Here is a 13,229-nt window from a genome sequence, read left to right as displayed (position 1 = left end):
TAAAAAAACAGTATGGCAAATAACATCATCATAGGAAGTATTATTGATGATTCTGTTGAGATGGCCGAACGAAAGGGCATGGGGCATCCTGACACGATATGCGATGAGATCACCGAGCAAATTTCAAAAGAACTTTGTCAGTATTATATAAAAGAATTTGGCGCCATCATGCACCATAATGTTGATAAGGCCCTTTTAGTTGGAGGGCAATCGAAGCCTGCCTATGGAGGCGGGAAAGTAATACAACCTATTCAGCTGATTATTGCCGGAAGGGCTACGGCTCAAATAAAAGATAAAAAAATTCCTGTTGAAGACATTGCTATTGAAACCGCAAAAAAGTGGTTACAAAAAAATATCCGACATCTGGATGCTGCAAAAGATATTAAGATTACTTCTAATATACGTTCGGGAAGTGCCGATCTGGTCGAGTTGTTTAAGCGTTTTGGAAAAGGTGACATGCCATTAGCCAATGACACTTCATTTGGCGCTGGTTTCTATCCTAAAACGCCTTTGGAAGAGACCATCATTATGATTGATACCTTGTTAAATGACCCAACTACAAAAATTCAATTTCCCTTTATTGGGGAAGACACCAAGGTTATGGGTGTTAAAGCATATTCAAAAAGGTATTTTACCATTGCTATGGCCATGATTGATACCTATATCACAGATTTGAATGATTATATCAGCAAAAAGGAAGCCGTAAAAGCATATATCATCCATAGTTTGGAGTTGACTGATGCCGAAGTACACATCAATACGGCCGATGATTATAATAACGAAAGCATCTATCTTACCGTTACAGGTACAAGTGCCGAACATGGTGACGACGGACAAGTAGGACGAGGAAATAGAATCAACGGATTAATTACGCCTTATCATCCTATGAGTCTGGAAGCCACGTCTGGAAAAAACCCACTAAATCATACTGGTAAAATATACAATTACTTTGCCATGGACCTCAGTCGTGCCATTGTAGAAAGCAAATTTGCCGATTATGCTCGTGTCTTTATTGTATCGCAAATTGGTAAACCTATAGATGAGCCACAGCTCTTACATGTTCAATTAAAAAACAAGAATGCTGATAACAAAACCATTGAACGTTTTGCCAAAGAAAAGCTCAAGGAACTTTCTAAATATTGGGATCGCATATTATATCAATAGGTATTCGTCATAATAAACTTTATTATGAAACATGATTGCCATAGATTTTTATAATGAGCGCTTTCAAGAATGAAGACGTGGTGGGTAGGTTTTTCTGCTAAAGTAGAAAAATTTAACATGAATCAATTGATGGAATACAATAATGAATAAGCCTAATTCCATAGGGTTTTTTACAGCTACTGCTATCGTTATGGCCAACATGATAGGAGCAGGTATTTTTACTAGTTTGGGATTTCAATTAGCAGATACCACAAATACATGGTCTATCATTATGCTGTGGTTATTAGGTGCTTTAATGGCACTATGTGGTGCTTTGAGCTATGCAGAACTGGGGACGTACTGGCAACGATCGGGCGGGGAATACCATTTCCTTTCTAAAGCATTTCATCCTGCTATAGGGTATTTATCGGGATGGGTATCGCTAACTATTGGATTTTCTGCACCCATAGCACTGTCCGGGATGGCTTTAGGGAAATATGTTGCACCCTATACCGGAGTTTCCAGTATGGTTTTGGCTATAGCTACTATTTTAATGATTAGTGTACTTCATTCGCTAAGCATTAAAAGAAGCAGTACACTACAAAATACCACGACCTTACTAAAGCTATTACTAATTTTGGTATTCATCTATTTTGGGGTAACAAAAACACCTGCAGCATCTGCATATCTGTGGGATCAAAGCTGGAAAGAGGAACTCATCCTACCGGCCTTTGCGGTATCCTTTGTATATGTTACATTTTCTTATTCAGGATGGAACGCAGCCGCTTACATTGCAGACGAAATCCGAGAGCCTCGTAAAAATTTACCAAGAGCATTGCTTTTGGGCACGGTTGTGGTAAGCTTGCTTTATGTATTGTTAAACTTCGTGTTCTTAAGGCAGAATCCATTGGAAGCTATTAAAGGGCAATTGGAAATCGGACAGATTACAGCCATTTCTATTTTCGGGGACGTAGGAGGAGAACTTATTAGTTTCGGCATCGCTTTAATGCTGATATCAAGTATAAGCGCCATGGTATGGGCAGGCCCCAGGGTAACACAGGTCATGGCCGAGGATCATCGATTATGGAAATGGTTTTCTATAAAAACAAAAAACAAGGTGCCTTTACGTGCCATTTGGCTACAAACGGCAATAACACTCATATTATTATGTACCGGCACTTTTGAACAGGTGATGATCTACAGCGGTTTTGTACTGCAATTGTTTGCCGCTTTAGCGGTGGCAGGGGTATTTGTTGTGAGGCGAAAGAATACAACAAAAAAAGGCTTCAGAAGTCCTCTTTTTCCGCTGCCACAAATTATATTTCTGATCCTGAGTTTATGGGTGCTGGTGTATCTGGTATTTGCCCAACCCTTAGAGACCGGTCTTGGGCTTCTTAACCTGATATTAGGGGTTTTGGTTTATAAATTCGATGGTTTTTATAGTAAGAAAAAGCCTGTATGACATACTTTTTATCCATGGTGTTATTAAATCTTATGATTATAGCAAATATCGCATAAATGGCTATTACGCTATTTGTTGTAAAATGTACTATAATGTACACGCGTTATGTAACTTGAGCTTTGGATAAAAGCGGGACAGAGCATTAAGAAATAGTCCTGTGGACTATTTTAGTGAATGGGTCAGCTGGGGCTTTGGCCAACTACAGTTTCTTGAAAAAAATTATTCTCAAAAGTTTCTTCTGCAATGTTAATTGGAATTTTTTATTCAACAAGAAGGAGGGAAGCGGAATGTGTGAGGAATCTTTAAGCCAGTAATAGCTATTAATCGAAATGAAGCCGATATAATAGTTCTAATTTAAAAATGGCACCATCTTTAAAACGTTCATTCAATTGGGTTCTGTTATCGCCAAAATAAAAAGAACTCAAAGCTAAATCTATTTTATCTTCAGAATCAAATACTTTATAATTTCTACTAATGGCATAACCAACTTTTGTATTTATATATATCGATTTACTTAATTTGTATCTAAAATAACTTACTAATTCATTAGATGTTTTAGAAACATAAGCACCTTTAGTGCCGTAGTTTTGGTCTACTAAATTATAGGTAGTCCCTAGACCATCAAATCTCATCCCTAACCAAGTTTTTTTGTTTATTTTATAATTAACATCTCCATTGATAGGTAAGTTTAAATTAGCCTCAAATTTCTTATTATCACTTAAATAAAATAAACCAAATATAGGCACTACTATTAATCCGTATTTTTCTGTATTGGCATAAACGCCATATTTGTATTTAAAATTATCTTCCTTTTTATTAGTAAAAATAGATAAAATGGCAACTTGTAAATGCTCATGTGAGAGTTTCGTAATATCCGACGCAAATTTAGAGTAAACAATAAATGTCGAAGACCATGAATCGCTAAGGGTTTTATTAACACCAACTTTCAATCCTAATACATTTAAGTTGGTATATGGCATATCTGAACTTAATTTCAATTTTGTTTTGTTGGCAAAAATCCCAGTAAGTAAAATAGTTTTATCATTAATTATTATTGGAAAGTCTAGTTCTAAGGCTAACTCTTTAACGGTTGTTTGTGTATCAATAATTTCAAAATCGTTTGCGGTTGTATTGGTGTATGTCACATTTAAAATATCAAAATAGTTTTGCGTAAAACTTTGAAAACTAATAAAACCAATTAAAACAACTAGAGTATACTTCATGTGTATTTTTAATTAGTAGTCAAAGTACGTAATTAAACTGATGGATTGTTTCTTTTATATATGAATTATCGTTTTGTTATAGTTACCCATTATTCTTATTGAATCGAATGCTTCTGGGATATTTTACATACTTTTTAAATAAGAGCTTCCAGTGGATGGTTTTATTTAAAAACAAATTATAGTTAGAAATTACAATAGAAATAATAATTATTTTAATATTCAATCATCCACCGGATAAACCTATTTATAAAAATGTACTATAATGTACCGCGTTATGTAACTTTGCTTTGGTAAAAAGCGAAAGTTGTTACTATAGTTTCTTGAAAAAATTTATGCTCAAAAGTTTCTTTTGCAATGTTAATGAAACACTTTTTATGCGACGACGTAGGAGGGAAGCATAATGTGTGTGGAATGGAATTAATTAAATTAATTGCTTTTTTTTAATTCAATAATCATATTTTAGATGGATAATTTCATCGGCATATAAATATGAACAAAAATAGCATCATTGATACAATAGATAAAGTTGGAGACTTATCGAAACTAATAGAAGATTTATTAGTTAAAATGGGGTTGGAAAATGTAAATAGAGTTTCAGAAAATCTAATTGATAGCATTATGAGCCTATGATGATAGTTCGTATCTTTAATGAAGAAAAGAGTTGTTTTTTAGGTCTGTTGGTTGTTGGGTTTAAATATAGTAGCGTCTCACAAATTTATGAGTTTATCCAAAATTTTGGATAAACTCTCATAGGTTAAAATAATAATGATTATAACCTTTCTTGCACGAATACATTTTTGTAAATGGCTTCCCCTCTTTGGTTCTGATTTCTTAATTTGCAAATGAACGGCCGTTTTCTACTCAATATTAAATTGCAGTAATATAATTACTTAAATTATCATTACGTTGCAGGGACATCTTTTTTCGAATACGGTGTCTTGAAATATTAACGCTGTTTAGTGAGATACTCAATAAACGAGACATTTCCTTACTGTTAAAATTCAGTTTGATAAGCGCACAGTGTTTAAGCTCCGTAGGTGTTATATCAGGGTGTTGATTTCTTAAGCGTTCATAAAATCCCTGATTGACTTCTGTAAAGCGTTTATTAAATTGCTCCCACATTCCGTTATTCCTCTGCGCAATAAGCCGCTTCATGCTTTTATATTCTGCTAAGGATGCACTTTTTAGTTTTTCTAACATCTCGCCAATAAGTTTATCTTTTTCAATCATCTGCAAGGTGTTAGAAGTAAGCTCTCTATTTTTCATTTCCATGATTGCTTCAGCTTTATCATGGTCAAGCTTTACTTGTAATTCAATCGCTTTCTTTACAATATCCGACTTTCTAAGCTTCAAGCGCATACGTATCACTACAATACCAACTACTATTGCAAACAGTATAAAGACAATTAAAAGTTTTAACCTCGATTGGATTAATTTGTTACGCTCTATCCCTAAAAGGTGTGTTTTAATTTCTTCATCCTTTTTACGAATGGTCTCTTCGTGTTTATTCTTTATTTGAAACAATTCATTGTTAACTGAAACTCTAGCATTAAACAAGCTATCTGTAAGCACATTGGCTTCCTCCAAGAAATCATAGGCTATACTAATATTCCCTAGAATTCTGTTGGTTTGTGCTAGTTTAGCAAGTAACTCACTATGAATATCGGTATGTGAATTCATCTTTTGCAATTGCGATAGACTTTCTTTGTAATACTCATTTGCTCGATACCAGTTCTTCTTTTTAACATAAAGATCACCCAGACTTAGACTAGATTTAATAGCAAAATTTAAGTTGTTTTTTATAAAGTACTTGTGCGATCGAAGTAGGTGTTTTTCAGCATTGTCAAGTTGGCCCATCTCCAAATATATTTTGCCACGTTCCGAGTCGATATAACTAAATTCGGATTGCCCTTGTTGTTCCTTCTTTCTAATCATTATGCAAGTGTCCAGATAGTCCAGCGCTTTGTCATAATTCTTTAAATTGCGTTCTACGATAGCCAACCCATAGTAGATATTAGCTTGACGATAACCTTTTTTAATGCTATTATCTTTTGAAAGTTGTAATGCAGTTTTCAAGTACTGCTGGCATTTGTCATAACGTTTATAAATGCTGTATAGCGTAGTTAAGTCTATATTAATATCAATTATTCTAAGCTGATTATTTTCTTTTTCGCTCAAAAGAAGGGCATCCCACAAGTGTTCGTAAGCCTTGCTGTATTGCCCTTTAGTTTTGTAGGCATCTGACAAGCCAATATGACATTGAATTAGTTTTTCAGTATTTAGACTTTTAGTATAATAAGTAATTAGTTTATTATATAAAATTAAGGCACTATCTGCATTAATATCTAACAACCTATTAGCCTCATGATAAACATCATTATGGTTATGCTCTGTGATGCGATCCATACCATAAGCCTTACTCGTAGTAAATATTAAGCTTAAGACACATGCTAATATAAATATAAGAGTTCTTTTCATTTAATCGTTGATTTTAAGGGCTTACAAAGCTATAAATTTTTTATTGTAAATATAATATACATATCTATTCTTACGATTGTAAATATAAAACAAATATATATTTTTATGTTTTGAGGTGTATTGCATATACTTTTGGAGTCATCAAAACATGTATTGACACAAATAATAACCCAACACACAAAAGTGCGTTACTAAACTATTATTACCATGAAAAGAATAGGATTACTTATAACCTTGCTTTTTTTAGCAACACAGATGTTCTCACAAGGCTGGGGCTACAGCAATTACCGTATAGCCATTAGTGCAGATGGAAATAACCAGCCCGACCCAAACACTTGGGGTGGCACAGTGACTGCAACCGCACCTGCTACTGATGCCGGCAAAACTTTTACCTATAACTCGGCCTGGCAACGTGGAGACGAGGACGATTGGAGTGCAACACCTGCAGCTTTAGCCATGTTGGCCAATGCCAATTTAGAGGCTAAATTGGTGCATTATTCTTATAATAACTTTATAGGCTCTCCAGCACATACAAGCGAAACGAATGTTATGAAAGAAGGTGTGGAAGGTGCCTTAGAATTCTTTACCGAGTTTGACACCTCTGTTTTCTTCGATGTTTCGGCTAATAATACAGCAGCAATTAATCATTTGGCTGAACAGATTAAGATATCAACAGCAAGTGATCCTTTGTATTTTGTACAAATGGGACCTAGCGAATTTTTATACCAAGCCTTAGTGAAAGTAAAAGCTGATGGCAAAGAGGATGCTATAAATCACCTTTACATCATATCCCATAGCAATTATAACGATAATCATATACGTAGAGCTGAGCACCATAGAGTTGAGCATATATTAAATGATTTCCCAGTAACTGAGGGGACAAATTTCAAACGCATTATAGATCAAAACCAGTCTGCAAATTTGAATAATGGTTGGAGTTCGTCTGCAGTAGATGGCGTAAAGAATTGGACGCCTTACTATTTCTTGAGAGATCATTTTGATCCTAGTTGTAAGTATCTATGGGATCGATTAAATATTGATTCCAAAAGCAAACCTGATATTTCTGATGCTGGTATGGTATGGTTTCTTTTGAATAACGACCAATATGGCAACCCGAGCAAATTAAAGACTAAATTTATTAATGGTGTAAAACCTGGTAGCATTCCTCCAGCTGATGGCTACTGTCCAGCGATTGATGTTTATGAAACAGAGGGTTTACTCGTATTTGAAGCTGAAAGAATAGCGCTAAAAGGAGACTGGAAACTTGGGACAGATGAAGAATATGCTTCAGGAGGCCAATACATCTATTACGATGGACCTAACTCTTACCAAAGTCAGAATGCTAGTAACGTCATATCTTATAGTTTTACGATAAACACACCTGGTACATATACCGTAAAATGGTTTGGTCGTCAAAATGAAGAAGAACGAGGAAAAGTAGAAGGTCAACAAGGTACTGATTTAAGTAATGATGTATGGTTGAAGTTTTCTGATGGTATTGCTTATTGGGGTACTCAACAGACAACATCTTGGTTTAAATTTTACGGGCGTAGTGATCCAGGTTTTTGGATGCACGGTATTGGCGAAATGAACCACGCACACAACTGGGTAAATATAAAAGTAGAACAAGCAGGAACTTATACCATGGAGATTTGTGGTCGCTCACATGGCTATCAAATCGACAAAATTGTAATGGCGACTAGTACTGCAGCTAAATTGGGAGACTTTACTAATAAAACAGAGGCACAAGCTAATAAGTATTGGTCGGAGACTGGAACCGTTGACCCTAATTGTGAAAACCTTGTAGTAGAAGGCTGCGAAACGATAGTGGCTAAAGACTTCACAGATCTGGATATTGAAGGCTATGACCCAGCAACAATAGAGTGGAGAGTTAGTAAAACCTGGGGAGGAGCTGCCAAAGAAGTCATAAAATGTAACGGCACCAATGGTGTTAATCGTCCTATTGCTGCAGAGGTGGTTTATAATGGCACTGCACAAGGTAATGCCCGATATAAGGTACATGCTATGCAAGAGCCCGATGGCGAATGCACCTACGCCGTTTATGTGAACGGGACAAAAGTAGGAGAACAGCAGATTTCTTCTTCTTATGAAGCTACTCACGACATAGAGGATGAAAAATTAAGGAATGAAATCGAGGAATTGATTATAGACACTAAGGCTCCAATCAAGCCAGGCGATATCATTAGGGTGACTTCGAATCAAGTAACAAACGGAAAAGTACCAGAAGGTACCAGTACCGCTACTGCTCGTGGCCGATGGTATGCCTTGGAGGTGTGCGTAGACAAGAATGATTTTGACATTACAGAAAAAGTGGGTTTCGTAAGTCCGGCAGATAAAGTATCAAATGCTGCGTTGGAGATTCCTATAACCGTAAGCTATGGAGCTAATGAGCAACGAGATCTTAAAGTAGAGCTTCAAAATCCTGATGGAACGACTATAGATAGCAAAACAATAAGTGTTGAAAGAGGAGTGTCGTCAACGAATGTAAATTTTACTTTGGCATCCGCTCTTGCTGTTGCTGATGGCTACAAGGTGATTTCAGCGCTTTGTCCTGTAGGTGAGGGTATAGAGGCAAGTATTATGACTAAGGAGCATTTGTTTGATGTGGTTGATGGCCCTTTATTGCCTACTGAAGATTTAGTTGATTTTATTGATGCCCCAGTAGAATTTTCAAAGGATTTATTAGAATTCTCCTTTAAGGTCAGTTATTCTGCAACACAGGAGCGAGATGTTAACATTGAGCTCAAAGACCTTCAGCCATTATACATTACCAACGCAAAGATAACAGTGCCTGCTGGGAAAGGTGAAAAGACGATAGTGGTGAAATTGACTGCTCCTTTATCGGTTGCTAACGGTTATAGTGCCATTTTAGCTATTCGGCCTGTCAACGGTAACTGGCAAACCAACATCGCTAAAAAGGAGTACAAATTTAATATTGTCGAGGGCAATTTAAGTGTTGATAAGCAACAATATAATGCTTTGAATGTATATCCATCACCAGCTGAAGATATCCTGAATATTAGCTGCCCTAAGTTTTTAAATTCAAAGATTAGCATTATCGCTTTATCTGGTCAGCTTATCTCAACAGTAGATGCGCAGTCTGAACATACAGCAATGGATGTCTCAAGGATATCGTCTGGTATTTACGTACTTCGTGTTGAAAACGAAAATTTTTATACTCTACGAAAAATAATAATTAGATAGAACAGAATTGATAATTGATCTTATAGAAAAACCGAGTCAAAGTGAGAAGTCACTGGCTCGGTTTTTTTTTATAATAATACAAGACAATGCCCCTCGTTTGCAACGAGGGAGATGCTGTTTTTCGTTTGTAACGAATCAACCATACAATAATCCCAAAACGATTGATGTTAAAAACAGGTCGCTCCACATTCTTATGAAATAGAGCGTAATTAAATATTCTATATTGGCATTGCAAATGCCTTAGTAACGAATCCTCGTTGCAAATGAGGGGCAGTCTGGGGAGCGTAATAGTTTAATTACGCTCCCCTCTACAAATAAATTAGGAAGTATCCCTGAGAATCATCACCCGGTCAAAACAAGAATGGTTAAATTTGATATGTTGTTCTTTTTCTTGATAAGATAACTTTTTCATTTTTACTTTAGTTTTTCGGTTAATTGTATTTTTATAATGGTTATTTAAAAGTACAATGGAATACGCTATTCACGAAACAGACGATAGGAGCGCAGTGGTATGTATTTGGAATGGTAAAAGAGTTTGAAGCTTTCTAAATTTTTAATCACAATAGATCGCTGTTTTAAATTTTTTGGAGTTTATAATAAATACATATTGTTAGTTTATCTATTTATAAAATATTTCTAAAATTGTATTAAAAACTTTGAATCTATCCTAAAATATAGAGAAGCGAACCGTAATTGTTTCCAAAATTATATGTAAGTCTTGATTTTTTTGTTTCTTTTTTCATCAAGGAAAAAAAGATAATAATAATAGATTAATAGTTACAATGCTTATCTTCTATTTAACATAATAATATTAGTACTAACCAAAAAATGGTTAATTATAACAACCAAATAGAACAAGTGCATAGAATTTTATTTTTTTAAAATTTATGCTCTTGTGGAAAGCTGGCGAAAATGATATTAGAAAAAAATATTTACGGATTATTATAGATTAACAAAGTTTTATACAAACTAAAAATGTTAGCTTTTTGTGCGGTGGAAAGCGTTGGAAAATTGTGTTTAAAAAAATTACTGCGACAGCATAATTATTTTTAAAAAGCAATCGAGCGTTTTTGGTAAGAGGCAATTTAACATAATGTCGAATTATAGCTACAAATTTGTAGTTTGAAGTTTTCTTATAATAACGTATTTGAAAAAATATCTTTAAAATTTCTGAATATGAAGTTTATAAACAAGTTTAATTAAACACTTGTTGACGAATTATAAAACACCCCAATAACAATGTTTATTGAATGTTCAAAGGTTTATAGGATATTTAACATAATAGAGAATTATAGCTACACAATAATAAATACAACTACGAAGCCACAATTAGCTTGTCATAATTATTATCGATATAAGTCTGGCAGCCATTATATCTTTAATTATGTCAAATATCGCCCAAAAGCGCTATTTCGCTAATTGTTGTAAAATGTACTATAATTATTCTTATGTATAGTAGATTTGGATTAAACTCTATTTTTTTCAATATTTAAAGAATGCACTTTAACTTTACCTTCTACTCAAGGTGGGCAATTCATTCAGTTCGCTTTATTGCCTTAAAAATCTTCACAATTAGCTAAGCCATTTTTGATTTAAATAATCGTTTGGCACTTATTACTTGAACTTAGATAACATATATGAACTCATTTAAACTAAAAACACTCGAATATTTTAAATTATAATTGGTATAAGAGAAGGTCTGAATTAAAGTCTAACCGAAATGTGGCTTGGTTATTTTTTCAATATTTATACCATGCTATGTTTTTCTATAAGGCTAAATCTAAAATAGTTTCAGTGTTGTTATTAAGGCTGTTTACATATGCTTTGGGAGCCAATTTAGTATGTTTTTTAAAAGCAGTGTAAAACGAATTATAAGAGCTAAACCCTACTTTGTTAGCCAGCCCTTCTAGAGTCAAGGTGTCTAAATCTCCATTATTAATGAGTTCTAGCACATCGGTTATTCTGCAATAGTTTTTGTATTCAACAAAAGTAATATTACAATGATATTTAAATATGTAGTTTACATGACTTGCAGGTATTTTAATGGATTTTGCAAAATCAGAAAATGAATATTTACTATTTCTAAAGGGGTGTTCATTATCAGTAAAATTTTCTATATCCGAAATATAGGAGGCTATGTTGTTTTTAATAGTGTTACTTAGTTTTTTGTCCTGAACATTTAAAATATGAGTTGAATTGAATGTCCATATTTTATTAGGAATATTAATTTGATCTTGGATTTCTGAAACCTGTTTTTTTAGTTTGGGGTAGCCATATAAAATGCCTGGGCTTATCAATATTTTACCATATACGAGTAGCCAAAATATAACAACAAAAAAAACATGGTGTTGTGTATGAAATAATTCTTGTGCATTTCTATTAATATAGATTGAGTATATGATACGTAAAAATAAAAATGAAGAAATTGTAAAAAGAAATAGTGTCCAGTTTTTAATTAAAAGATAGTGTTTTCTATCTACAGATACGTTTAGTTCAGTTTTCCATAAACTATTGTAAAGTAGATTAAAAGATAGGAGAGAGTAAAGTGAGAAGAATATAATTAAACCTACAAACCGTATATTTTCTATGAAACTAGTGTTTAAAAAAGGAAAATATTCTTGACCTAAATTTAAAGCGAAATTCATTATAGGAAATAATAGGTGTATTAAATCTTTTTTGTAGATAGCCTTATAGTCTTTAACTAGAGATTTAAAGTATAAGTATAAAGCAGGTGATGCAATTAAGCAAATGGGTGTAAATAATTTTATAAAAAGTGTTAGGTTAAAATCGGTAAATTCAAATAATCCAATTACAATATTTCGAAAAGAGCAAAGGATAAAGATGGATACTAAATAAATATTTATAAAAACATTAGACTTATAGGAAAACAACATAAGAGTTGTTACGAATAGACCTAAAAGACCTATGAGTATTAGGGTTAAATTCACAAAAAATTCTGGCATATAATTAATTTTACTCTGATATTAAGCGAGATGAAAGCGTCCTCAATTTACTAAAAAAGTTACTGTTTTAGCAAAATTCTTACTGTTTTATTAAAATAGCACGCAAGGCGGCTTTTAGTATAATTTAAGTTGCTATTTTTAAAAAAAAAATATTTAGACTATCTCAGTTAAACAGGTTGTTGTTAATTAAAGTATATCTAATATTTTTATTTGCTATTATTAATAATTTCACTTTTAAGGGGTGGGGTTTTAAGGTCCAACAGAAATGTTGGACTTTGCTGTTTTAAAACATGAGTAATCTTTATTTGTCAATAAAAGCCTTGGCAGCTTCAACAGTTTTTTTAGAGTTTCCAATAAAAATATTATCATCAACAATAATAACGGGTCTGCTTAAAAAGGTATAGTGGTCTAAAATATAGTGCTTATAATCACGTTCCGTTAAGTCTTGGTTTTTTAAGTCCATTTCCTTGTAGAGTTTAGAACGCTTGCTAAAAAGTGCTTCGTAACTTCCTGCAAGTGCTTTCGTCTCTTCCACTTGCTTTACGGTTATTTCTTCGGATTTAATGTCTTGTAATATAAACTCAGAAGATAGATTCAGCTCTTTTAAAATTCTAGTACAGGTGCTACACGTTTTTAAATAATATACTTTTTTCATAATTAATTACAGTTTTAATTTCCATGAATCCCGATAGCTATCGGAAGAAATCTTAATAATTTTCCCAACAAAATAAAAGC

The 13,229-nt window shown here is 33.6% G+C and carries 7 protein-coding genes; 3 read left to right on the top strand and 4 right to left on the bottom strand.

Annotated features, from left to right (window positions below; translation table 11 throughout):
• Positions 1-12 precede the first annotated feature (12 nt).
• Complete coding sequence (locus ABD935_RS14920) at positions 13-1,164, top strand: methionine adenosyltransferase (protein ID WP_345193382.1); 1,152 nt, start codon at positions 13-15, stop codon at positions 1,162-1,164.
• Positions 1,165-1,306: 142 nt separating this feature from the next.
• The gene (locus ABD935_RS14915) at positions 1,307-2,605 is read left to right on the top strand and encodes an APC family permease (RefSeq protein WP_345193380.1); all 1,299 of its coding nucleotides are present in this window, start codon (positions 1,307-1,309) and stop codon (positions 2,603-2,605) included.
• A 320-nt stretch (positions 2,606-2,925) separates the two neighbouring features.
• Here ABD935_RS14915 and ABD935_RS14910 read toward each other — a convergent pair whose 3' ends face one another.
• Both ABD935_RS14910 and ABD935_RS14905 read right to left on the bottom strand, forming a co-directional pair.
• Positions 2,926-3,828, bottom strand: coding sequence for a DUF6268 family outer membrane beta-barrel protein (locus ABD935_RS14910; protein WP_345193378.1), 903 nt, complete (start codon positions 3,826-3,828; stop codon positions 2,926-2,928).
• Positions 3,829-4,695: 867 nt separating this feature from the next.
• Positions 4,696-6,306 carry a tetratricopeptide repeat protein gene (locus ABD935_RS14905; protein ID WP_345193375.1) on the bottom strand — a complete coding sequence of 537 codons (1,611 nt, stop codon included), beginning with the start codon at positions 6,304-6,306 and terminating at the stop codon, positions 4,696-4,698.
• A 207-nt stretch (positions 6,307-6,513) separates the two neighbouring features.
• On the opposite strand from ABD935_RS14905, the gene ABD935_RS14900 reads away from it, so the two are divergent.
• Positions 6,514-9,531: a T9SS type A sorting domain-containing protein gene (locus ABD935_RS14900; RefSeq protein ID WP_345193373.1), complete on the top strand. Its 3,018-nt coding sequence runs from the start codon at positions 6,514-6,516 to the stop codon at positions 9,529-9,531.
• A 1,766-nt stretch (positions 9,532-11,297) separates the two neighbouring features.
• On the opposite strand, the gene ABD935_RS14895 is transcribed toward ABD935_RS14900, so the two are convergent.
• Positions 11,298-12,494, bottom strand: coding sequence for a helix-turn-helix domain-containing protein (locus tag ABD935_RS14895; protein WP_345193370.1), 1,197 nt, complete (start codon positions 12,492-12,494; stop codon positions 11,298-11,300).
• Between the two features lie 301 nt (positions 12,495-12,795).
• The gene (locus ABD935_RS14890; protein ID WP_345193368.1) at positions 12,796-13,149 is read right to left on the bottom strand and encodes an arsenate reductase family protein; all 354 of its coding nucleotides are present in this window, start codon (positions 13,147-13,149) and stop codon (positions 12,796-12,798) included.
• Positions 13,150-13,229 lie beyond the last annotated feature (80 nt).

Origin of the sequence: Algibacter agarivorans (genome assembly GCF_039543245.1) — a bacterium.
GTDB lineage: Bacteria > Bacteroidota > Bacteroidia > Flavobacteriales > Flavobacteriaceae > Algibacter_G > Algibacter_G agarivorans.
The sequence above is the reverse complement of the archived record's forward strand: the minus strand, read 5'-3'. Positions and strand labels throughout refer to the sequence as shown.